The following is a 22222-nucleotide window of genomic DNA, read 5'->3' as shown; positions in this document are numbered from 1 at the left end:
GTGATAGCAAAAATGAAACAGGCGGTTCACGCCTTGAACGTCTTGAAAGAGGTCGGCTTCCGTCTCGGGGTGATCCTTCTCGTGGGCGCCGGAGGCCCCGCCTTTGCCGAGGAGCATCTGGACGGGACGCTGGAGGCCCTCCGCAACCTCCACCTCACATCCGAAGACGTGATTTTTCTCTCCCCTTTTATGGAGCCCGAGGACACCGATTACGAAAGCCAGGCCCGGGCCGCCGGCCTGACGACCTTCTCAGAGCCCGAGACAGCACGGGAACTCCTTCGCTGGCAGCAAGCTCTCGCCGCTCTTCCCGCCAGAATCACCCTGTACTCCATCAAGGAGCACCTCTACTTCTAACACCCTTCCCGCCTTAAGTCCGGAGCCCTGTGCCGCTCGTTGCCAGAGGTGGGGCGCGCCTTCCCCGGGAAGGCCACCATGCTCGTCCTCCTGGGTCCAGGCTTGTCCTACTGGGTCCAGGCTTGTCCTAGACCAAAGTCGGGGCCCGGCGACCGCCTTTCGTCCGTTTTCTTCCGCACCTCCTGGGATTACCCTAAACCTGTAAAGACAGAGGGCCGAAGAAAGGATGTGAAAACGCATGGGCCGTCGCAGCACTTGGCTCGCCCTGCTGCTCATCGGTTTAGGGCTTCTCATTGTCTGGCATAAACTGGGCATGGGCTGGATCGGGTTCGGCTGGCTGGGCGGATGGCTCCTCGCCGCCATTTTCGTGCTCGGTGGGATTCTGCTCTGGCGCCGAGGCCGCCCTTTGATCGGAAGCGCCTTGATCGTTCTCGGGAGCTTGATTGTGTTCGGAAAGCTGTTTCATCTCATCGGTTGGCTGGTGGCCATCGGTTTGATCGCCTACGGGGGCTTCCTGCTATTTGCCAAGAGACCGCGCGTGTTCTAGGAGGGACGAAACGTGAGCCTGACGCAGCGAATGTGGGACATCACCCGGGCCCACTGGAATGAGGAGCTGGAGCGCCGGGGCGACCCCCTGGAGCAACTCGATCGCCTTCTCGCCGCAGCGGCGAGAAACCTGCGGGAGTGGGAAAGGTTGATCTACCGGTTGAAAAATCACGTCATGACGTTGCAACACCGAATCGAGGCCGGCGAAGAGTGGTGCAAAAAACGGGAAGGACAAGCCTGTCTGGCTCTTGAAGCGGGCGAGGAAGAGTTGGCCCGGCTAGCCCTGGCGGAAAAAGCCCGGGCGGAAGACGAGGTTGGCGCCTATCGCCGCATGGTTCTTCAGGCGCTGAAGACCCTGGAGCAAGCGGAGACGCAATGGATAGAGATGGAGCGGGTCTACAGGGAAATGGCTTCAAAACGGGAGCTCTATCTGCTTCGCATGGAGTCCCTTCGGCTCCAACAACAGCTGACTTCGCCGTCTGCGGCCTTTCGGGGTGATCCGCTTACCTCCCTCCAGCGCCTGGAAGAGGAATTTGCAGATCGAGAAAGGGAATGGGAAGCTCTGCAACAGCTGCGCCGAGAGTGGGACAGGCCGGAAGGAAGGATGTACTGATGAAACTGTATCGTTCACGCCGGGACAAAAAAATCACGGGGCTGTGCGGGGGATTGGCCGAATGGTTGGATGTGGACTCCACCCTCCTGCGCATCCTCCTGGTGATCACGGCGGTCTTCTCCGGAGGCACGGTGATTTTTCTCTACTTCGTCATCAGCCTGATCGTCCCCAAAGAGCCCTGGGATTCCGTTGCCATGGGGCATGCAGACGATTTCTATCCGGGGTATCGCCGGCCGGGGCCATTTTCAGGCCCTCACTCACCGGGCGCCCCTTACGGGTCTTCGTATGATCGCGGACCCTGGTCGGACCCCTCCCCCTTGGATGAAAAGCTTCGAGATGTGGAAAGAAAGGCCATGCAGAAAGAGATCGATCGCCTGAAGGAAAAGTTGGCCCGGTACGAGAACAACGAGAAAGGGGATCTGTGATCATGGGTGTGTTTCAACGATTGCGGGACATGACGGCGGCCTCGATCAACGAGTGGCTCGACAAAGTGGAGAACCCCGTGGCATTATTGAACCAATATCTTCGGGACATGGAGGAAGAAATCGCCGAAGCCGAGGTCACGGTGGCGAAACAGATGGCCCACGAACGGAAACTGGCCGAACAGGTGAAAGATCTGGAGCGCCTGATGGCCGAGCGGGAGGCACAGGCGGAACAAGCCCTTCGGGAGGGCAAGGAAGAGACCGCCCGGCAATGGCTGGCCGACCGCCTTCACCTGCAGCAGAGGATGACGGAAGTACAGACCTTGCACAGCCAGGCAAGGGCCCAATCGGAAGAGTTGGCCCACCTGTTGCACGAACGGAAAGAAACCTTTTACCGGATGCGCAACAAGCGAAACGAGCTCGCGGCCCGCAGCTTTATGGCCCAGACGCAAAAGCAGATGAGCCAGTCCGGTTTCAGCGGCGTCCTGGGGCGGGGCAACGCGGCCCAGGGTTTCCAGCGGGTGGAGGAACGCATCCTCCAAATGGAAATCGAAGCCGGCCTGATGCGCGGGTCCGCCGGACCCGGAATGGCCGATCCGGGCACTGAACGCCGAATCGACGAGGAAATGGAAAGGCTGAGGGGCAAGCTGGGGTTGAAATAATCGATGAGAGCGGCGGCCGCGACCGGGTCGCCGCTCTCGATCTGGTCCATGGGAGGGGGTCTGGATGGACCGCCGCCGGCGAAATACTGCGCTACTCTTCTTGGCCTGCGGCCTCTATCTTTTGTTGTTTCGGCATGTGGGACTCGCCGAACAACTGGCCATCCTCCTCCTCGTTCTCGGCATCCTGGGATTGCGAAAGACATCCCTTCGCCGCTTGGCTGGCTTGTTGATCGTCCTGGGAATTCTCCTGTTGATCGGATGGCACTTGGTGCCCATCGCATCTGTCGTCCTCCTGGCCAGTTGGTTTTGGTTGCACGTCCCCCGTCGGGAACGGCGCCGGATTCCGTATCTGTACAGGAGGCCGCTGCACAGCGTTCGGCTGGAGTCCCGACCCTGGCTCCTGCAGGACCAGGGCTTTCTCGGGGCGATCGGAGAATACCATATCGATTTCAACCTGGCGGTGGGAGAGAAACCTGAAACTTTTTGGATGATCCAAAATCTCGCCGCCAAGGTGGAGATTTGGCTGCCCGAGGACGCCGGAGCTGTGGTCGAAGCCTCCACCCTCTTCGGGCGGGTGGAAGTCCCGGGGCGGCGGGATGAAGGGCTGATCAACCGCGTTAAGTGGAAGTCCCCGTTTTATGAGCAGAGCCGGTACAGATTCCACTTTCGCATCGTCTTGGTGATGGGGGATATTGAAATCAAACAGGTGTGACCCAGGAAGGAAGTTCGCCATGTCCAAGCGATTGACCGATATGATTTGGCGGGCCATGGGGCAGGGGCTGGTTTTCAGTTTGGTGTTAAGCGGTCTTCAATTCTATGTCCTCTCCATGTATCTCGGCTTCCCGTCATGGGATGGGTGGCACGCTTACCTGGTCCCGGGACTCACCGCCCTGGCCATCGCCCTCTCGAGCGGCGTTCTTTTCGGCTACTGGATGACCCACCCTGTCGTCGCCCGACTGGACCGGGTGAAGGACATCATGGTATACATGGAAAAAGGGGATTTTGCCCCCGAGATCCCATTCCTGGGAGAGGACGAAATCGGGCGCTTGGCCCAACACCTCGCCCATATCCGGGCGTTGTGGAAAGAGCAGGTCCATTCCTTGCAGCGGCTCTCTTCCCACAACGCCGAGTTGGCGGCTCAGGTGCGACAGAGCGCCATCGCGGAAGAACGGCAGCGCTTGGCCCGGGAACTCCACGACGCCGTCAGTCAACAGCTGTTTGCGATTTCTATGACCGCCACCGCCGTGGCTCGTAGTTTTGACCAAGACCCCGACCGGGCCCGGCAACAGATCCGTCTCATTGAGGAAATGGCGTCGGTGGCCCAATCGGAGATGCGGGCCCTGCTCCTGCACCTGCGTCCGGTACACCTGGAGGGCAAGCACCTAGCCCAAGCCTTGATCGAACTGCTTCAAGAATTCCGGGCAAAGCTCCCGTTGGACATCGTGTGGCGGATCGATGAGACCCTCCGCCTCCCTCCGGGGATCGAGGAGCAGTTGTTTCGAATCGCCCAGGAGGCCCTATCCAACGTGTTGCGTCACGCCAAAGCCACCCGCCTGGAGGTGGCGTTAGTGCGGCGACCCCGGATGGTCCGGCTGCAGATCCAGGACAATGGCGTCGGCTTCGACAGCGGGGAGAACAAACACGCCTCCTATGGACTTTCCAGTATTCGGGAGCGCGTCCACACCATCGGGGGAACGTTTCACCTTGTGACCGCCCCGGGCCAAGGGACGCGGATCGACGTCCGCATCCCCTTGCTGGCCTAACCCCGCGGAAAGGAGAACACCAAGTGGAACCGGAAGAAAGAAAAATCCGCGTATTGTTGGTGGACGACCATGAGATGGTCCGGATCGGCCTGGCCGCCGTCCTGGGGACGGAAGAAGACATGGAAGTGGTGGGCGAAGCGGCGGACGGGGAAGAGGGCGTCCGCCTGGCCATGGAGTACCAGCCCGATGTGGTACTCATGGATCTGGTCATGGAGCCCATCGACGGGATTGAAACCAGCCGCCGGATTCTGGAACGGTTGCCCGATTGTAAAATCATCGTCCTTACCAGTTATGTGGACGACGATAAAATTTATCCAGCCCTAGAAGCAGGGGCCTTCAGCTACTTATTGAAGACCTCCCGGGCGGCGGAGATCGCCCAGGCGATCCGAGCTGCTGTGCAAGGGCAGTCCGTACTGGAGGCCCAGGTGGCGGCCAAAGTGATGGCTCGGGTGCGCCGGCCCGACGGCCAGAATGAGCGACCCCTCCACGAACAATTGACCGACCGGGAGCGGGAGGTCCTGCTCCTTCTCGCCGAAGGATACTCGAACCAGGAAGTGGCGGACGCCCTGCACATCGGTGTGAAGACCGTTAAATTCCACGTTACGAATATTTTGGATAAACTGCAGGTGGAAGACCGCACCCAAGCGGTGATCTACGCGTACAAACACGGGCTTGTGAAAGAAAAAAGCGAGTGAACAAGGGGGCGGCGCAGGCCCCTGCTCTCTCGCAAGCGCCTGCTCGTTCTCCCTTCCGCAGACTCTCCATCACTGCCCCAACCAGCCGTCTACCACACTCTGGTTCTCACCGATCCACTTCTTTGCCGCGACCGCCGGATCCATCCCTTGATCAGCGATGTACGATTCCAGGGTGCCCAGCTGTTGATCCGTCATCTTCACCCCACAATGTTCTCGAAGGTGCCCCCGGCAGCTCAAGGCTGAGCCGTCACATGTTATACCCGTCGATGAGCACCTCGAGCTGGCCCGTGGTCGGGTCCACCACCAGACCGTGAACGGGGAGATCCCGCGGAATCAGCGGATGTTGGCGGATCATCTCCACACTGTGGGCCACGGCCTCTTCAACCCGGTCAAATCCCGTCAGCCAACCTTCAAGATCGATGCCCGCCCCCTTCAGCGTGTCCAACCGTTCCGGGGGAATCCCCCGGGTCTGGGCCCGCTCCAAAACCCGTTCGGGCCGCAATCCGATCATGCCGCAATCGTGGTGCCCGATCACGAGAATTTCTTCCACGCCAAGCTGATACACGCCCACCATGATGCTCCGCATCGCCCCGCCAAAGGGGTGAGAAATCAGCGCCCCGGCCGTTTTGACAAACTTCGCGTCTCCATTGTGCAGATTCATCGCCCGGGGCAACAATTCGACCAGCCGGGCGTCCATACAGGTGACCACCAGAACCTTTTTCTTGGGGTATTTTGATTGCGGGATCTCCGAATAGCTGCGGTTCTGGACGAATTCTCGATTGAATGCCAAGGTTTCTGCAAGAAATGACATCGATTCCCCTCCTCGTATGATAGTAGTAGAAGGTCTTCTTCGTTGAATTTCCAGTAGGTCCGGAACTGCTGGAGCAGCGCTGGAGAACTTCCAGAGCCGGCTCTTTTATCCATCCCTATGAGACAGCTGCTCATAGGGGTGGAGGTGGTGGGCTTCCCCATCCACATCTGTTGGTGTAGGTCGGTTGTCGGCGTGTCTTGGTCTGGCCATGTTTGTGGATCATCTGGATGGGGAAGTTCCCATCGCCGTTGGTTATTGAATCCATCGCGTTTGGTCTTGGAGTTGCACAACCGTCACTCCGTTTCTTTGTCATGCCTTTGTTCCTTGATAATTCCATATCTCTCCACCTCCAGTCGGGGGAAGCCCCAACGTGTTTGGTCGGTGGAGATTTCGACAGCCCGGCCTGCCTGTGGGACAATGGGATCAGCAAGTCTTTCTCGGGAGATTTCTTCCCCTCCTTGCGGACCGTTTGGTACTGCTGTGGAAAGCCTGCTACCCAGGATCCACCACCCATGCTCTAACCACTGGTTGCACCTCCATCCCGGATGGGGTGTAGTGGCCCGCAATTGACATCCGGATGGCTGAGTGCTGATGACGAGGCTGAGGTCGGTGGTTCCCACGGGCACCCAGGTCCGGGACTGGCTTGACTCTTCCCCGAACGGAGGTGAATCCGTTGCCGAAACTGCATGTTGGGATCGACGTGAGCTTGAAGGCCCACCATATTCAATTTATGGATGAGGCCGGTCAGAACTTGGCCTCGTTTCAGATCTCCAATGACCCACAGGGAGCCGACACTCTCATTCACAAGGTCTTGGAGATCACAGAGACCAAGCACATGGATCGCGTCGTTGTCGGCATGGAGGCGACAGCCAACCTCGGCTGGCATCTGGCCCATTACCTCAAACAACAACTCGAGGACCATGCACCACACCTCGACGCTCAGATTCACGTCTTAAACGCGCGGAGAGTGGCTCGTTTCAAGAAGGCGTATGACCACCTTCCCAAAAACGACCGCATCGATGCCTGGGTGATTGCGGACCACCTGCGGTTTGGCCGTCTCCCACAAGCCATGACAGACACGATCCGATACGAAGCGCTTCAACGTCTCACCCGGACTCGGTTTCATGTGATGCAGACCATGTCTCGGGACAAGACCTTCTTCCTGAACCAGCTGTTTCTTAAGTTCAGTGGTCTGCGTCAAGACAACCCGTTCTCCGATACTTTCGGTGCCACGTCGCTCGCCGTCATTCAGGAGCTGGAGCCTGAACAAATCGCTGCGATGCCCCTTGAGGATCTTGTGGCGCTCTTGGTCGACAAAAGCAGAAACAAGTTTGACGACCCAAAGCAGATCGCACAGGAACTCCAAAAGGTTGCACGCAGGTCCTTTCGACTGGACAAGGTGATGCAGGATCCCGTCAATCTGTCGCTGTCCGTTACCCTCAGCGTGATCCAGCACATGGACGCTGAGGTGAAGAAACTCGACCGAGCGATTGCCAGGCTGATGAAAGCGATCCCAAATACCCTCGAGTCGGTCAAGGGCATCGGCCCTGTATACGCAGCCGGAATCATAGCCGAAGTCGGCGACATTCGACGTTTCAAGAACCACAACGCCTTAGCCAAGTACGCCGGACTGGTCTGGAATCAGTACCAATCCGGGGAGTACGAAGCCGATGAAACATCCCGAATGCGTACTGGGAACAAGTACCTGCGCTATCCTGAAAATCAATGAGCACTAAGGGTGTTTTTAAGGCATACCAAACTAAGCCCTGTGATATGCAGGGTGTCGAACGGGCGTTTCAATGTTTTGAGTGTACGTTTAGGCCACCGGTTTTACGGATACTTCCATACCGAGTGATTGCAACTTTCGGATGGCCTGTTTTATAACTGCATCTTTTCTACGTTCCTCGTAATATGTTGGACCGAGTTCGATATAAGGATGCCGCCGTTGTAACATGTGATACACGATCGTTAGGATGCTATGGGCCACTGCGACTGCTGCACGATTTTTTCCTCGTCGAGCTGCAATTCGATGATATTGTGTAGACAGGTATGTGTTCTTGGTTCTCGCCGCCGCACATGCTGCTTCCACAAGCGCTGCTCGGAGCTTTTGGTTCCCTTTACGCGTTTTCCCCGACTTTCGTTTCCCCGCACTCTCGTTGTTCCCTGGAGCCAATCCTGCCCATGAACACAGATGGGCCGCAGACGGAAATTGAGCCATGTCCGTCCCGATTTCAGCGAGAATCTGCTCCGCTGTCCGTCGACCGACACCGGGGATTGTGTCTATTAACTCCAGGTCCTCCTCAAAAGGGAGCATACGCCTCTTGACCTCTTCGTCGAGCCGGGCAATTTCTTCATCCAGATAATCGATGTGGCGCAGTTGGGCGGCTAACATCATTCGTTGGTGTTCCCCCATCAGCCCGTTCAGCGCCTTTTGTAGTTCTGGCTTCTTCGTCTTCATCCGACCCTTGGCCAACTCGGACAATACCTCCGGATTCTTCTCTCCATCGATCATTGCCTCCAGTATCGCCCGCCCGGACTTGCCAAGCGTGTCACTGGCTACTGAGGACAATTTAATATTGGCGCCTTCAAGTACCTTTTGAATCCGGTTTACTTCCCTGGCTCGCTCTTCAATTAGGCTCCGGCGGTAACGAATGAGTTCCCTCAACTCCCGTTGTTCACGGTTAGGGATGTAACTGGCTTGCAGCAGCCCATGGCGGAGTAATCCGGCGATCCACTCTGCATCCTTCACATCGGTCTTACGGCCCGGAACATTCTTCATATGCTTGGCATTCACCACGAGCACGTTGAACTCCGCTGATTCCAGAAGGTTATAGATCGGCTTCCAGAACGAAGCGGTGCTTTCCATTGCAACATGGGTACATCCGTGCTTCCCGAGCCAATCGACCATCTCCAAAAGATCGTCGGTCATCGTAGAAAAGGTACGAATCTCTTTGGTTTCGGGCGTCAGCACACAAGCAACAACCATCTTCTTGTGAACATCGAGGCCGCAGCAACGGTCGTACACGACATCCATGTGAATCCTTCCTGGTGGGCTGGTAAGATTAAAGGGCTGGTGCAACGACCATATCCGATCATTCTATCCTACGTGCTTCCCAATGCGGGAGCGACATTCTGTGGTGCACCTGGTCGTCGTAGTCAGTCTATTCCGCGGGCTCAAGGCACCAAGCAGTGACGACCTGCCTTCGCCAGCCACCAAGGAAACAATTCAACACCAGGCCATTTTCATCCTTCTGCTGGTGCCGCCCCGGCGGCATGGCAGTCTATTATCTGATTCAAGCTGCAGACCAGGTTCGCCGCCATGATTCCGAGTACGCCGAGTTTTACCGCAAGAAGCACGACGAAGCGCTGAAGCACCAACATAAAAGAGCCCTCGTCCTGACTGCAAGAAAACTGGTACGCTTGGTGTTCACACTACTGAGCACCAATCAGCTGTACACACCCCCGGAGAGGAGGAGATAACCACTACCTCCAGACGGACGGATTTTCCAGTTTTGCACCCATGAACATCGCTCGAAAATTCGGCGAACATCATGGGTTTGGTTAAGGTCGCCCTTTAACCTTCGCATTTGTAACTATTTCCCATATCCATTCCCAATTTTCTTCGACCACCCCCTTGACATTTCACCACTGGGCTTTGACTCCAAGTATACCTTGTCCGCATCCCCCGAGCCATGAAGGGGAGGCAGAACTGTGACGCCGAGCACGCGCATGAGTGGACGGATCTGGTAAAATTTAAAGGCGAGAGGGCCAAGCCGTTCATCGGAACTCTCGAAAGGAAGGGGTACAAATGTCCAAAGTTCCAACCGCACCTTCACCCGCCACCTGGGCGGATTTTTATGGACCCAATCTCGGGTATGTCCTGGAATGGTACGATCGCTACATCCGGGATCCGGATTCGCTGGACCCGGAAACCCGGGCGCTGTTCGATCGTTTGGGGCCACCCCCCGTCGGAGAGGTCATTGCGCCCGGCGAAGCGAAGCGGACAGCGGCCGACCGCCCGACCATCGACCCCGGCGTGATCACCAAGCTGACCGCGGCGACCCGGCTGATCGGCAACATCCGCATCTACGGCCATCTGGAGGCACGAATCTACCCCCTGGGGGATGAACGCCCCGCCGTTCCTTTTCTTCGGCCGGAGGCTTATGGGATTACAGAGACCGACCTGTCCACCCTCCCCGCCTCCTGGGTCTTGCCCGAGGCTCCGGCAGATGCCCGCACCGCCCTGGATGTGGTGCGCGCTCTGCGCCGCCGGTACACCGGGCCCATCGCCTGCGAATTCGCGCACGTCTTTCGCGAAGAAGAACGGCGCTGGCTCCAGGCCCAGGTCGAATCGGGCGCGTTCCTGGCCCCGAAGCCGCCGGAGGAGCAGAAGCGGCTGCTTCGCCGCCTGATCGAAGTGGAGGAGTTCGAAACGTTTCTCCACAAGACCTTCGTGGGACAGAAGCGATTTTCCATTGAAGGTGTGGACATGTTGGTTCCCATGGTGGATGCCGTGATCCGGGGGGCAGCCCGGTATGGCGCCCGCCAAGTGTTCATCGGCATGGCCCACCGGGGCCGGCTCAATGTCCTCGCCCACGTTCTCGATAAGCCCTACGCCAAAATCTTCGCCGAGTTTCACGCCTCTCCGAACAAAGACCTGGTCCCTTCCGAAGGTTCCATGGGGATCAATTACGGGTGGACCGGGGATGTGCGATATCATCTCGGAGCTCGGCATGAAGATGAGGCGGTGCACCTGCGCCTGACCCTGGCCAACAACCCCAGCCACCTGGAGTTCGTCAACCCCGTGGTAGAGGGATTTACGAGAGCCGCCCAGGAGGACAGAAGCCGGCCGGGGCTGCCCGGTCAGGATTTGGACAGCGCCTGGCCCCTGCTCATCCACGGGGACGCGGCCTTCCCAGGAGAAGGGGTGGTGGCGGAAACCCTCAACCTCTCGGGACTCGCCGGGTACCGCACCGGAGGCACCCTGCACATCATCACGAATAATTTGCTCGGCTTCACCACAGAACGGGCGGACGATCGCTCCACCCGATACGCCAGCGATCTCGCCAAGGGGTTCGAAATCCCGGTGGTGCACGTGAACGCCGACGAACCCGAAGCGTGTCTGGCGGCGGTGGAACTTGCCGTGGAATATCGGCGGCGATTTCATAGAGATTTTCTCATCGATCTGGTGGGGTATCGGCGCTGGGGACACAACGAAAGTGACGATCCCTCCATGACCCAACCGGTTCTCTACAGCAAAATCAGCGCCCATCCCTCGGTGGGGACCCTGTATGGGCGCCGCCTGGCCGATGCCGGAGCGCTTCGAGCGCAAGAGGCGCGGCAGATGAGGGAGGAGGTCCAGGAGCATTTGCGCCGGGCCTATGCCGAAGTCACCTCCGCGTCGGTGCATCCCGACATCCCGGATCCCGGGGGCGAGGATCCCGAACTCCCGGAGAATACCGGCGTCACCGAGGAGCGACTCGCCATCATCAACGAGGCCCTCACCGCTTATCCAGAAGGATTCCGGGTCCATCCGAAAGTCGACCGGATTTTGCAGCGGCGGCAGAGCCATATGCGGGAAGGAGGAGGGATCGATTGGGGGCACGCCGAGGCTCTGTCCCTGGGCAGCATCCTCTTGGACGGGGTGCCCATCCGGATAAGCGGCCAGGACACCCAGCGGGGCACTTTCGGCCATCGTTTAGCGGTGCTCCACGACCTGCAGACCGGGGAGCCCTTCGTGCCTTTGCAACATCTTCCGGAGTCTCGAGTCTCCTTTGCCATCTACAACAGCCCGCTGACGGAGACGGCTGTGATGGGATTTGAGTACGGGTACAGCGTACAGGCGCCGGAGACGTTGGTGATCTGGGAGGCGCAGTTTGGGGATTTTGCCAATGTCGGCCAGGTGATATTCGACCAGTTTCTCGCCTCGGGCCGGGCCAAATGGGGACAGACCTCGGGCATGGTGGTACTTTTGCCCCACGGATATGAAGGACAGGGGCCGGAACACTCCAGCGCTCGGTTGGAGCGATTTCTCCAGTTGTCCGCCGAACACAACTGGACCGTCGCCAACCCCACCACCTCGGGGCAGTATTTTCACCTTCTCCGGCTGCAGGCTTGGCGACTGCAACACGCCCCCCGGCCCCTGGTGGTGTTGACGCCAAAAAGTTTACTCCGCCATCCCCGGGCCGCTTCGGAAAAGGCCGAGTTCACCAGCGGGCGGTTTCAACCTGTCCTGGACGATCCCCGTCGGGACATAAGCCGGTCGGCCATCAAACGGGTGCTTTTGTGTTCCGGGAAAATATCCGTGGATTTGTTCGCCGCCCTGGAAAAAGACCCGGAGGCCGCCGGGTCCCTCGGGGTGGTACGGGTGGAACAGTTGTATCCTTTTCCCAAAGAAGAGTTGTCCCAGATTCTCGCCGGTTATCCCGCTGCGGAGGAAGTCGTGTGGGTCCAGGAAGAACCGCGCAATATGGGGGCTTGGACCTATGTGGCCCCCCGGATGCTCGCCCTTCTTCCGCCGGGACAGGCCCTGAAATATGTGGGGCGGCCGGAGCGGTCGAGCCCGGCGGAAGGGCTTGCCGACGCTCACGGCGCGACCCAGGCGGAGATTGTTCAGCAGGCCTTGCAGCATTAAACAAACAGGGAGGGGTTGTCTGTGGCAGACATCAAGGTGCCCGAGCTCGGGGAGTCCATCGTCGAGGCCACGATCCTGAGTTGGCGTAAAAATGAGGGTGATCCGGTGGCCAAGGGGGAAACGGTGGCGGAGGTAGAAACGGACAAAGTGAATGTGGAGGTGGCATCCGAGGAAGACGGCGTGTTGGAGGCCATTCTGAAACCGGCGGGAGAGACGGTCTTCGTCGGGGAAACCATCGCCCGGATCCGATCGGGCGCTGCCGACCAGGCGGCTGAGCACACCCCGAACCAACCGGCCCGGGGCCAGGAGCCCACCCCTCCGGAAACCAAGCACCCGAACGCCGGGGAAAAGGGCCTGGCGGTGGAATCCCGCCCGGTCGAAGCCTCCCGGGGCAAAACCGGGCCCCAGACGGCGGATAATCCCTCACCCGCCGCCCTGGACCAGGCGACGGCCCCCTCCTCGGTCACGTCGCCGACCCCGAGGACCCCTTCCCAGCGCCGCAGGGCTCGTCAGGCTGATGGTCCCCAGGCCGCACCGGCAACTTCTGCGGCCCGGACCGAGGTCGTTCGGGAAGCCACGGCCCCTGCGGCCCCCGTGGCCCCGGGCACGACGGCCGCGTCACCCTTGCGGCCGGATGAAGAGCGGATTCCCATGACCCGCAGGCGCCAAACCATCGCCCGGCGACTCCTGGAGGCCAAACAGTCCACGGCTATGTTGACGACCTTTAATGAGATTGACATGTCCGCGGTCTTGGATCTCCGCCGTCGGCGAAAGGACCAGTTCAAAGAAGAGCACGGCGTGGGACTCGGATTTATGTCTTTTTTCACCAGGGCGGCGGTGGGCGCCCTCAAAGCTTTTCCCATGTTGAACGCGGAAATAGAGGGCAACGAGATCGTCGTGAAACACCATTACGACATCGGCATCGCCGTCGCCACCCCCGCCGGCTTGGTGGTGCCGGTGGTGCGGGACGCCGATCGCCTCACCTTTGCCGAGATCGAATCCCGGATCGCCGATCTGGCGAAGCGGGCCCGGGAAGGGACTCTGCACCCCCAAGAACTTCAGGGCGGCACGTTTACGATCACCAACGGCGGGGTGTTCGGGTCTCTCTTTTCCACCCCTATCCTCAACCCGCCCCAGGTGGGAATTCTCGGGATGCACGCCATTAAAGAGCGTCCCGTCGCCGTGGAGGGCCAGATCGTCCTGCGGCCGATGATGTACGTGGCCCTCTCCTACGATCACCGCATCGTCGACGGGGCCGAGGCGGTTCAATTCCTGGTCAAGGTCAAAGAGATGGTGGAAGACCCGGAGACACTGTTGCTGGAAGGTTGACGATGGAGCAGGAGGGGGCGGCTAGCCCCGTCCTCTCACACCACCGGACATGCGGGTCCGCATCCAGCACGGCGTAGCCTCATATGAGGTTCTTGTTCATCGGGCCGTGAGTTCGCCTCCCTCCGGCTGCCTTCGGATTCCACCTGACGGTGGACACCCTTGCCCTTGGCTAGCAGATTCGTGCTGCCTCGCCTGCAGTGGACTTTCACCCCCCCTCACGCCAGGTACGCTTCCTTGACTTCTTCATTGTTGATCAAGGCCTGGGCCGCGTCCGCGAGGAGAATTTCCCCGTTTTGGATAACATATCCTCGATCGGCCAGTTGAAGCGCTTGAAAAGCATTCTGCTCCACCAGCAATAAGGTCATGCCCCGCCGGTTCAGTTCGCCCAGGATTTCGAAAATCTGCTCCACGACGATGGGCGCCAACCCCATGGAAGGCTCATCGAGGAGCAACAACGACGGTTCACTCATCAACGCCCGGCCGATGGCGAGCATTTGCTGCTCGCCGCCGCTGAGGGTCCCCGCCTTCTGATTCAGGCGCTCCTTGAGCCGCGGAAAGTAGCCGAACACTTCCTCCATCCGGGCCCTGACCCGGTCTTTATCGCGGGCCGCAAAGGCGCCGATCTCGAGATTCTCCCGCACGGTCAACCGGGCGAAAATCCTTCGTCCCTCGGGCACGTGCCCGATGCCCATGGCCGCCACTTCGTGGGTCGGGCAACGGGTGATCTCCCGCCCGTCGAAGAAGACCCGCCCTTCTCTCACCGGCACCTGGGCGCACACCGACCGGAGGGTGGTGGTCTTCCCTGCACCATTGGCGCCGATCAACGTGACGATTTCTCCCTTGTCCACCGACAAACTTACCCCTTTCAGGGCATGGATCCCGCCGTAGAATACGTGCACATTCTCCAAGGTGAGCAGACTCACTTTCTCCCCTCCATCCGCCTTGCCATCCTCGGTTTCGGGCGGGTTTCGGCTCTATGATACAGCACTGTGCCCGAGATAGGCCTCGATCACCTTGGGATGGGACCGAATCTCCTCGGGCGTTCCCTCAGCGATGGCCCGGCCGTAATCGAGAACCATGATGCGCTCCGAAATGTTCATCACCAATTTCATATCGTGTTCGATCAGCAAAACCGTCAGATCGAAGTCGTCCCGCAGCCGGCGGATCAGGTCGGTCAGTTCCCGGGTTTCCCGGGGGCTCATGCCGGCGGCCGGTTCGTCCAACAGCAACAGCTTCGGCCGGGTGGCCAGTGCCCGGGCGATCTCCAGCCGACGCTGAATTCCGTATGGAAGGTTTTTGGCCGGCTCGTTGATCCACGGTTCGAGGCCCAGGTATTCCAGCAGTCCGTACACCTCCCCCAGGGCCCGGCGCTCCTCGATGCGGGTTTTGCGCCGGTTCAACAAAATATCTAAGATCCCCGACGTCAATCGCCTATGCATCGCAATCAGTACATTATCGACCACCGACAGGTCGGCGAACAGGCGGATATTTTGAAAAGTCCGGGCGAGCCCGAGGGCGGTCACCCGGTCCGGGCGCAACCCGACCACAGACCGTCCGTCGAAAAGAATCTCTCCGCAATCCGGCCGATACACGCCGGTGACAAGGTTAAAGAACGTGGTCTTTCCCGCGCCGTTCGGCCCGATCACTGCGGTGATCGACCCCTTCCGCACGTCAAAATCGACCTTGTCCAGGGCCACCAATCCCCCGAATTGCTTGCCGACACCTCGCACCTCCAGCACATTCACGGCGACATCCCCTCCTTCTGCATGCCTTTTTCAGCCCGGGAGGACGAGGACCCCGGTTCCGCCAAAGGAGAGATCGACGGGTGGACGCCGGCGATCCCTTGCCGATACTCCCGGGCCAACTCCGCCATGTGCCCGGGATCGTGCCGGCGCAGCCGGGCGGGGAGCACCCCTTTCGGCCGAAACACCGTAAAGAGGATCAACAACATGCCGAACAGGAAACGCTGCATTTTCGAGGGCGACAGGGCCGGTGGAAATGAAATCATTCCTTGGGCCGCCAGTTGATTTAACCAGTTTGTCAACTGCGGCAGCAGCTGAAGGTTCAATACCGTGACCAGACACGCCCCCACCACCGCCCCCGGCAAGCTGCCCATGCCTCCCAGTATCACCATCACCAGAATGGTGATCGATTCCAGCATCGTGAAACTGGTGGGATCGATGAACGCCTGCTTGGCGGCAAACACCACCCCCATGAGACCCGAAAAACTCGCCCCAGCGGCAAAGGCGGTCAACTTCGTACGCACCAGCGGCACACCCATCGCCTGGGCCGCGATCTCGTCCTCCCGCACCGCTTTCCACGCCCGGCCGATCCGGGAATGCTCGAGCCGGTGTACAGCGTAGAACACCCCCGCCAGCAAGACGAGCACGAGATAGTAATAATGGTGAGGAAACGTAAACGTAACGCCGAACAGCTCCGGCGGCCGGACCGAAGAAATCCCGATGGCGCCGTTGGTGATATTCACCGGTTTGTCCAAATTGTTAAAGATGATCCGGATGATCTCCCCGAACCCGAGGGTCACAATGGCGAGATAATCCCCTTTCACCCGAAGCACCGGCAGACCCAAAAGCACTCCGAACAGCCCGGCGATAAACATCCCCAAGGGAAGAAACAGCCAGAACAACCCCCCCGGAAGGGGAAAATGATGCCCGCTCAAAAACTGGTTGGCTTGGTCGGAGAAAAAGATGGCGTACGTGTAGGCTCCGAGGCTGAAAAAGGCGACGAAGCCGAGATCCAGAAGACCGGCGAATCCCACGACGATGTTCAGGCCCACCGCCATGGCGATATAAATCCCCATCTGCGTTGCGACTTCCATATAGGATTCATACGCCGGGCCCGTCGAGGCGGCAAGCGGCAGGATCGCCCCCAGGACCACGGCCGCCCAAATCCATTGAACCTTGCGAGGAAGGCTTGAATGGTACAAAAAAAGGAGAGAGGCCACCAACAGCAAGAACCAGATGACAGACTGCCCGGAGAAAGCCAACGCCGCCGAGACCCCAGCCGTGTAGGCCGCGAGAAGCAGCGCTTGAATCCAAGGATTGTACCACGCGCGTGGAAACCCCCGTTTGATCGCCTTCACGCCGCTCACACCTTCTCTTTCACGACCTGACCGAACAGGCCCTCGGGTTTAAACAGGAGGACGGCGATGAGAATGAGAAACGCAAACACATCTTTGTACTCGGCCCGCAGCACTCCGCCGGTCAAAACGCTGAGCTCCGCCGAGGCGAACATCTCAAGGATCCCGAGGACAAATCCCCCGAACATGGCGCCGCGAATATTGCCGATCCCTCCAAGAACCGCCGCAGTGAACGCCTTCAATCCGAGGATAAAGCCGATATAGGGGTCGATGGTGCCGTACTGCTGCGCAAACAGCACCCCCGTGGCCCCGCCGAGCGCCGAGCCGACAAAAAACGTCAACGCAATCACCTTGTTGACGTCGATGGACATCAGAGCCGCCGTGTCCTTGTCCTGGGCCACCGCGCGCATCGCAGTACCCCACTTGGTCCGCTGGACGAAGAGGTCGAGCCCGGCCATCATCACGATCGCCGCGCCCAAAACGATCAGGGCGTTGGTCTTGACGGTCACGGGACCGAACGAGATCTCCGAGTCGAACAGCGAGATCCCGGTGACGATGTAGTTTCCGGTCCGCCACTCCGCGATAAACCGAACCACGTCCTGCAGGACGAAGGACACGCCGATGGCGGAGATCAAAGGAATGAGACGGGGGGCTTTGCGGAGCGGGCGATACGCCACCCGCTCGATGCCGACCCCCAGTAAGCCGGTGATCACCATGGCCGCCGCCAAGGCCACCAGCAGAGCCGCCCCTTTCGGGATGGCCGCGAGCACGCCGGCCGCGTTCAATCCCATCAAGACGGCCGTGCCAATAAACGCCCCGGTCATGAAAATTTCACCGTGGGCGAAGTTGATCAACTCCAGGATTCCGTAAACCATGGTGTATCCCAGGGCGACGGTGGCATACACGGCCCCCAAGGTGATGCCGTCCACCAAGACCTGGGGTAGATTCTGCAGGATCTGAGCCAGCACGCACATCCCCCCCCCCGGAGGCAAGGATTGGATCTTAGGGCGCATTCAGTCTTTCGCCAATTCGGCGATCTGTTGCCCTGGATACTGGCCGGGCTCAAATTGATACACGTAGACCTTGGCGTATTTGTTGTCGCCTTTGTTGTCAAAGCCGACTTTGGTGACAATGCCCTGATAATCCTGAATGGCCCGGACGGCGTCGCGCACCTGTTCCCGGGTGGGCTTCTTGCCGCCGTCTGCCTGAATCGCATTTTCGATGGCTTTCAAGAGGACCATGGCACTGTCGTAACCATAGGAGGAATAGGATTCGACTTTTTTGCCGAATTTTTGTTCATACCGTTGCGCCCATTTTTTCCCTTCATCGGTTTTGGTGACGTCGGCGGCGATCGAGGTGTAGTACGTGTCGGCGATGGCGGGACCGGCGATCTCCACCATGCTGGACGAATCGAGGGCATCGCCGCCCATGAACTTCATGTTGAGCCCTTTGTCCCTGGCCTGTTTGACGATCAATCCCCCTTCCGCATAGGTCCCGCCGAAATAAATGAGATCGGGGTTCTTTGCTTTTGCTTGATTCAACACGCCGTTAAAATCTTTCTCACCCACGGTGATGCCTTCATAACCGACGATCTCAGCGCCGAGCTTTTGGGCAGCGTCCTTAAACGCATCCGCCAAACCCTGACCGTAGGCGGTTTTATCCTGGATAACGAAAATTTTCTTGGCTCCCAGTTGTTGAACGGCAAATTTGGCGCCAGCCGGTCCTTGGAAATCATCCCGGGCACAGATCCGGTTGACGGTCTTCAGCCCCCGGTCGGTGACCTGGGTGGCCGTGTTGGACGGGGAGACCATCGGGATGGAGTACTTTTCGTAGACTTCCGACGACGGAATCGCCACGCCGGAGTTGAGATGTCCGACCACACCCAGAATGTCTTGGTCGGCGGCGATCATTTGGGCATTGGCCACGCCCTTTTTGGGATCGGCCTGGTCGTCGTAGGGCACCAACTGGAGAGTAAAGCCGAGTTTCTTGAAATCTTCCGCCCGATCCTCCACAGCCAACTGCGCCCCGAGTTTGATGGCCTCTCCCAGGGTGGCGTTCCCGCCGGAAAGAGGAGACTGAGTGGCGATCTTGATCACCCCTCCGGAGCCGCCTCCCCCGCCGCCGGAGCCCGACGAAGACGGGGACGCGCCTCCCCCGCCGCAGGCGGTGACAAGAAAGGCGACCATGGCAACGGGCAACCAAGAGCGAATGTGCAGCCATCGTCTTCGAATCCGTTTCACAAGAACGACCTCCCTGTTTCTTATGTAGGCTCGGCGGAACGCCGCCACGGCTGTGCCCGGAACTTCGCCGCAGCCTGTTTCTTGTTATATATATGTCATATACCATCCGATAATCCGGGGATTCTGGCACAGATTATAGCGAAATCATCACGGAACGTCAAGTTTTATTTTTAAATTTGTTAGATTATCTATCATTAGTGGGAGCGATCTCGTGAAGGACTGAAAGCGAAGAAAAAGGGGCAGAAGAACAAGCGTACCGATTTACCGGGGGCATGCGTGACGATTTCATTCGGAGTTTCACCTGGCATCCGTGATGCCCAAGCGGCGCATCTTGCGGAGCAGGGTCGTGTGACTCACCCCAAGCACGGCGGCAGCCGCCCGCACGCTGGAGGTATGGCCCAACGCCCACTCGATGGCCCGGCGCTCCGCTCCTGCCACCGTTTCCGCCAGGGTCGGGACACCGCCGGGACTCACACCAACGGGTGCCGCGGAATTGTCTCCCACCCAGGAGGCCAGAATCTCCGCCAACACCTGCCCTCCATCGATGAGGGGCCCGGGACTTCGCACGTACAACGATTCGACGATGTTGCGCAGCTCCCGGACATTCCCGGGGTAGTCATATTGACACAGTTGCTGAACGAGCCCCGGGCTCATCTGCTTGGACTGGCCGAACTCACGGTTGAAATGGTCCATGTAATACGCGAGCAGCCCGGGGATCTCGTCTTTGCGCTCCCGCAAGGGAGGGACGACGATGCGCACCACGTGAAGCCGGTAAAACAAGTCCGCCCGAAACCGGCCTTGGCGCACCAAATCACGCAGGGGTTGGTTGGTGGAAGCGATCACCCGGACGTCTAAGCTTCGCGTCCAGCTACCCCCCACCCGGCGGATCACCCGGTCCTGCAAAACCCGCAACAATTTCGCCTGGAGCAAGGGAGACAACTCGGCGATCTCATCGAGGAGCAGGGTCCCTTTGTCGGTCAATTCAAAAAGTCCTGGGCTCCCCTCCCGTTTGGCTCCGGTGAACGCCCCCCGTTCGTATCCAAACAACTCCGACTCCAACAGGGTCTCCGGGATCGAGGCGCAATTCACCTTCGTAAAGGGCATCTTGGCCCGGGGACTGTTCCGGTGGATAAAATCCGCCACCACCTCTTTGCCCACCCCCGTTTCTCCTTCGATCAATACGGTGGACGGGTACCGGGCAACCCGACGGGCCTCTTCCAACAATTTGCGAAATCCCTCGCCGCACACCGCCAGTCCCGCCGCTTCCATCGCCACATCCCACCCCTCCTCATGTCCGAGGTTTTTGACGAGGGCTCCCGGCAGCAAAGCCTCCTCCCCCGATCGATCACCTCTCATCTCATCGTCATGTTCGATTATATACCATTTTGGTGCACTTTTGGACCACTTGAGGAACCCGCAGCGTCGCCCTCCCCGGACCCTGAGACCCCAGGTCCCCGAACTTCGGCCTTTCCGGCCAGTTCGGACCGTCATGCGGACGAGCCGTCAATTTGGCACGATTTTTGCGAGTTAACGTTTGGCAAATCCCAGAGGCGGATTATTCCCGCCCGCCCGAAAGGAGGAGTGAGGTGACACCACCGGACTGGCACCAAGAAGTTCAGCAAATGATCCAGGCTCACCAAATTCAGTTGGTCCGGGTCTGCGTCCAGGATCTCGGGCACATGAGCCGGTGCAGAGAGGTTCCATCGGGGCGGTTTCTGGAACGAATGGCCACCGACGGTTTGTCTTTTCCCTCCGCACTGTTTGCCTTCGATTCCTCGGCTCGCATTGTTCCGGGGGCGGGGCCCGGCCCCCGCAGCGGGTACCCCAGCTGGCACCTGCAACCCGATCTCAGCACCTTCTCCGTTCTCCCCTACGCTCCGGGTGTTGCCCGGGTTATCGCCGATCCCTTCGAGGCCAAGGGACAACCGGTGGACTATGCTCCCCGCCACGTCCTGCGCCGGGTTCTGGAGCGGGCACGGGCAGCGGGATTCCAGGTGAAGGGGTCTTTTGAATTCGAGTTCTACGCTTTTGCACGAGACGGGGATTCCCGCGGCCAAGCCCCCGTATCGCCCGACGCCATCTCCCCCGGCCCCTCGTCCCCTCACCCGCCGGGGGTTCCCGCCTGGACCGGGCTGCAATGTTTTTCAGAGATCAAACAAGCGGCCCTGGAACCCCTCTTGATCCATCTCGTCCAAACCCTGGAGGCAATGGGGGCGCGACCGGAGGTGGCAAACACCGAGTACGGTCCAGGGCAGTTCGAAATCTCCTACGCGCCGTATTGGAACCTCGAGATCGCCGACATGGCCTTTTACTACCGGACCACGATCCGGGAGGTGTTGGCGCAACACGGTCTCAAGGCGACCTTTATGAGCAAGCCCCTCAGCGGATTCAGCGGAAGCGGTGCACATCTGCACCACGTTCTCCACGGGAGTGACGGCGCCAATGCTTTCGCCGATCCCAAGGCACGAGATGGGTTATCGCAGCTCTGCCGATGGTTTATTGGCGGGCAGTTGGCTCATGCTAGAACCGTCAGCGCGCTGATGAACCCCACGATAAACGGGTACAAGCGCCTCCAGCCCGGGGCCTTCGCCCCGCACTGGATCACCTGGGGATATGACCACCGGGAGACGATGATCCGAGTGCCGCCGGCCCGGGGAAAAGCGACCCGGATCGAAAATCGCCTCCCCGGAGCGGACACCGATCCCTACTTGGCTCTGGCCGCCGCCCTGGCAGCCGGATTGGATGGGATTGAGCGCCGGATCGATCCGGGAGACCCGGTGGCGGATCGGCCCGTGTCCGAAATGGCGGCTCCTTTGCTCCCCCGATCGCTATCTGAGGCCCTGGACGCCTTTGAAGAGGATCCATGGACCGAAGAGGTGTTCGGGCGGTCTTTCAAAGAACAGTTCCTGCGGCTGCGCCGGGCGGAGGTGGAACGCTTTTTCCGCCATGTGACAGACTGGGAATGGATGGAATACGAAGATATATTTTAGCGCGAAAGTGCGCAAGAGTTCACCCCGCCATGTGGCGGCGATACGATGTCAAGGAGATGAAGGGCA

At 59.4% G+C, this 22222-nt stretch carries 21 protein-coding genes and 1 pseudogene; 13 read left to right on the top strand and 9 right to left on the bottom strand.

What is annotated here, in order from left to right; translation table 11 throughout:
* Window positions 1–12: 12 nt before the first annotated feature.
* The 8 genes from BTUS_RS06945 to BTUS_RS06910 all read left to right on the top strand — a co-directional run bounded on the left by BTUS_RS06945 (window position 13) and on the right by BTUS_RS06910 (window position 5055).
* Window positions 13–354 carry a hypothetical protein gene (locus BTUS_RS06945; protein ID WP_041303877.1) on the top strand — a complete coding sequence of 114 codons (342 nt, stop codon included), beginning with the start codon at window positions 13–15 and terminating at the stop codon, window positions 352–354.
* A gap of 238 nt (window positions 355–592) precedes the next feature.
* Complete coding sequence (locus BTUS_RS06940; protein WP_013075398.1) at window positions 593–901, top strand: hypothetical protein; 309 nt, start codon at window positions 593–595, stop codon at window positions 899–901.
* A 12-nt stretch (window positions 902–913) separates the two neighbouring features.
* On the top strand, window positions 914–1513 hold the full coding sequence (locus BTUS_RS06935) for a PspA/IM30 family protein (RefSeq protein WP_013075397.1): 600 nt from the start codon (window positions 914–916) through the stop codon (window positions 1511–1513).
* The gene (locus tag BTUS_RS06930; RefSeq protein WP_013075396.1) at window positions 1513–1938 is read left to right on the top strand and encodes a PspC domain-containing protein; all 426 of its coding nucleotides are present in this window, start codon (window positions 1513–1515) and stop codon (window positions 1936–1938) included. The genes BTUS_RS06935 and BTUS_RS06930 overlap by 1 nt, the downstream gene beginning before the upstream one ends.
* A 2-nt stretch (window positions 1939–1940) precedes the next feature.
* Complete coding sequence (locus tag BTUS_RS06925; RefSeq protein ID WP_013075395.1) at window positions 1941–2597, top strand: PspA/IM30 family protein; 657 nt, start codon at window positions 1941–1943, stop codon at window positions 2595–2597.
* A gap of 64 nt (window positions 2598–2661) precedes the next feature.
* Window positions 2662–3309: a cell wall-active antibiotics response protein LiaF gene (gene liaF, locus BTUS_RS06920; protein ID WP_013075394.1), complete on the top strand. Its 648-nt coding sequence runs from the start codon at window positions 2662–2664 to the stop codon at window positions 3307–3309.
* A gap of 19 nt (window positions 3310–3328) precedes the next feature.
* On the top strand, window positions 3329–4360 hold the full coding sequence (locus BTUS_RS06915) for a HAMP domain-containing sensor histidine kinase (RefSeq protein ID WP_013075393.1): 1032 nt from the start codon (window positions 3329–3331) through the stop codon (window positions 4358–4360).
* 23 nt (window positions 4361–4383) lie between these two features.
* Window positions 4384–5055, top strand: a complete 672-nt coding sequence (locus BTUS_RS06910; protein ID WP_013075392.1) for a response regulator — start codon at window positions 4384–4386, stop codon at window positions 5053–5055.
* 69 nt (window positions 5056–5124) lie between these two features.
* Here BTUS_RS06910 and BTUS_RS19095 read toward each other — a convergent pair whose 3' ends face one another.
* A complete protein-coding gene (locus tag BTUS_RS19095; RefSeq protein ID WP_280990930.1) occupies window positions 5125–5250 on the bottom strand; it encodes a hypothetical protein in 126 nt (41 codons plus the stop codon).
* Window positions 5251–5302: 52 nt separating this feature from the next.
* The gene (locus BTUS_RS06905) at window positions 5303–5866 is read right to left on the bottom strand and encodes a beta-class carbonic anhydrase (protein WP_013075391.1); all 564 of its coding nucleotides are present in this window, start codon (window positions 5864–5866) and stop codon (window positions 5303–5305) included.
* Between the two features lie 673 nt (window positions 5867–6539).
* Here BTUS_RS06905 and BTUS_RS06900 point away from each other — a divergent pair.
* A complete protein-coding gene (locus BTUS_RS06900) occupies window positions 6540–7595 on the top strand; it encodes an IS110 family RNA-guided transposase (protein ID WP_245543375.1) in 1056 nt (351 codons plus the stop codon).
* 87 nt (window positions 7596–7682) lie between these two features.
* On the opposite strand, the gene BTUS_RS06895 is transcribed toward BTUS_RS06900, so the two are convergent.
* Window positions 7683–8900, bottom strand: coding sequence for an IS110 family RNA-guided transposase (locus BTUS_RS06895; protein ID WP_013075390.1), 1218 nt, complete (start codon window positions 8898–8900; stop codon window positions 7683–7685).
* Window positions 8901–9148: 248 nt separating this feature from the next.
* On the opposite strand from BTUS_RS06895, the pseudogene BTUS_RS17450 reads away from it, so the two are divergent.
* The 3 genes and pseudogenes from BTUS_RS17450 to odhB all read left to right on the top strand — a co-directional run.
* Window positions 9149–9346: pseudogene (locus BTUS_RS17450) on the top strand (IS110 family transposase); the annotation flags it as partial.
* Between the two features lie 328 nt (window positions 9347–9674).
* Window positions 9675–12500, top strand: coding sequence for a 2-oxoglutarate dehydrogenase E1 component (locus BTUS_RS06890; protein ID WP_013075389.1), 2826 nt, complete (start codon window positions 9675–9677; stop codon window positions 12498–12500).
* Window positions 12501–12521: 21 nt separating this feature from the next.
* Window positions 12522–13829 carry a 2-oxoglutarate dehydrogenase complex dihydrolipoyllysine-residue succinyltransferase gene (odhB, locus tag BTUS_RS06885; RefSeq protein ID WP_013075388.1) on the top strand — a complete coding sequence of 436 codons (1308 nt, stop codon included), beginning with the start codon at window positions 12522–12524 and terminating at the stop codon, window positions 13827–13829.
* A gap of 215 nt (window positions 13830–14044) precedes the next feature.
* On the opposite strand, the gene BTUS_RS06880 is transcribed toward odhB, so the two are convergent.
* The 6 genes from BTUS_RS06880 to BTUS_RS06855 all read right to left on the bottom strand — a co-directional run bounded on the left by BTUS_RS06880 (window position 14045) and on the right by BTUS_RS06855 (window position 20435).
* Complete coding sequence (locus tag BTUS_RS06880; protein ID WP_013075387.1) at window positions 14045–14752, bottom strand: ABC transporter ATP-binding protein; 708 nt, start codon at window positions 14750–14752, stop codon at window positions 14045–14047.
* A 51-nt stretch (window positions 14753–14803) separates the two neighbouring features.
* Window positions 14804–15574: an ABC transporter ATP-binding protein gene (locus BTUS_RS06875; protein WP_013075386.1), complete on the bottom strand. Its 771-nt coding sequence runs from the start codon at window positions 15572–15574 to the stop codon at window positions 14804–14806.
* Window positions 15571–16929, bottom strand: coding sequence for a branched-chain amino acid ABC transporter permease (locus tag BTUS_RS06870; protein WP_013075385.1), 1359 nt, complete (start codon window positions 16927–16929; stop codon window positions 15571–15573). Before BTUS_RS06870 ends, BTUS_RS06875 begins: the two co-directional genes overlap by 4 nt.
* Window positions 16930–16934: 5 nt before the next feature.
* On the bottom strand, window positions 16935–17900 hold the full coding sequence (locus BTUS_RS06865; protein ID WP_013075384.1) for a branched-chain amino acid ABC transporter permease: 966 nt from the start codon (window positions 17898–17900) through the stop codon (window positions 16935–16937).
* A 39-nt stretch (window positions 17901–17939) separates the two neighbouring features.
* Window positions 17940–19166: a branched-chain amino acid ABC transporter substrate-binding protein gene (locus tag BTUS_RS06860; RefSeq protein ID WP_013075383.1), complete on the bottom strand. Its 1227-nt coding sequence runs from the start codon at window positions 19164–19166 to the stop codon at window positions 17940–17942.
* A gap of 297 nt (window positions 19167–19463) precedes the next feature.
* Complete coding sequence (locus BTUS_RS06855) at window positions 19464–20435, bottom strand: sigma-54 interaction domain-containing protein (RefSeq protein ID WP_052300723.1); 972 nt, start codon at window positions 20433–20435, stop codon at window positions 19464–19466.
* Window positions 20436–20752: 317 nt separating this feature from the next.
* Between BTUS_RS06855 and BTUS_RS06850 the strand changes: the two genes are divergently transcribed.
* The gene (locus tag BTUS_RS06850; protein WP_013075381.1) at window positions 20753–22156 is read left to right on the top strand and encodes a glutamine synthetase family protein; all 1404 of its coding nucleotides are present in this window, start codon (window positions 20753–20755) and stop codon (window positions 22154–22156) included.
* Window positions 22157–22222 lie beyond the last annotated feature (66 nt).

The sequence above is a fragment of the Kyrpidia tusciae DSM 2912 genome (assembly GCF_000092905.1).
GTDB classification, from domain to species: domain Bacteria; phylum Bacillota; class Bacilli; order Kyrpidiales; family Kyrpidiaceae; genus Kyrpidia; species Kyrpidia tusciae.
This window is presented reverse-complemented; position numbering and strand designations above follow the sequence as displayed.

What these genes read in the sequence shown, in the direction of transcription:
- liaF (WP_013075394.1), top strand. Translation starts at nt 2,662, where the DNA reads ATGGACCGCCGCCGGCGAAATACTGCGCTACTCTTCTTGGCCTGCGGC.
- BTUS_RS06890 (WP_013075389.1), top strand. Translation starts at nt 9,675, where the DNA reads ATGTCCAAAGTTCCAACCGCACCTTCACCCGCCACCTGGGCGGATTTT.
- BTUS_RS06940 (WP_013075398.1), top strand. Translation starts at nt 593, where the DNA reads ATGGGCCGTCGCAGCACTTGGCTCGCCCTGCTGCTCATCGGTTTAGGG.
- BTUS_RS06905 (WP_013075391.1), bottom strand. Translation starts at nt 5,866, where the DNA reads ATGTCATTTCTTGCAGAAACCTTGGCATTCAATCGAGAATTCGTCCAG.
- BTUS_RS06915 (WP_013075393.1), top strand. Translation starts at nt 3,329, where the DNA reads ATGTCCAAGCGATTGACCGATATGATTTGGCGGGCCATGGGGCAGGGG.
- BTUS_RS06855 (WP_052300723.1), bottom strand. Translation starts at nt 20,435, where the DNA reads ATGGAAGCGGCGGGACTGGCGGTGTGCGGCGAGGGATTTCGCAAATTG.
- BTUS_RS06925 (WP_013075395.1), top strand. Translation starts at nt 1,941, where the DNA reads ATGGGTGTGTTTCAACGATTGCGGGACATGACGGCGGCCTCGATCAAC.
- BTUS_RS06895 (WP_013075390.1), bottom strand. Translation starts at nt 8,900, where the DNA reads ATGGATGTCGTGTACGACCGTTGCTGCGGCCTCGATGTTCACAAGAAG.
- BTUS_RS19095 (WP_280990930.1), bottom strand. Translation starts at nt 5,250, where the DNA reads ATGACGGATCAACAGCTGGGCACCCTGGAATCGTACATCGCTGATCAA.
- BTUS_RS06945 (WP_041303877.1), top strand. Translation starts at nt 13, where the DNA reads ATGAAACAGGCGGTTCACGCCTTGAACGTCTTGAAAGAGGTCGGCTTC.
- BTUS_RS06930 (WP_013075396.1), top strand. Translation starts at nt 1,513, where the DNA reads ATGAAACTGTATCGTTCACGCCGGGACAAAAAAATCACGGGGCTGTGC.
- BTUS_RS06865 (WP_013075384.1), bottom strand. Translation starts at nt 17,900, where the DNA reads ATGTGCGTGCTGGCTCAGATCCTGCAGAATCTACCCCAGGTCTTGGTG.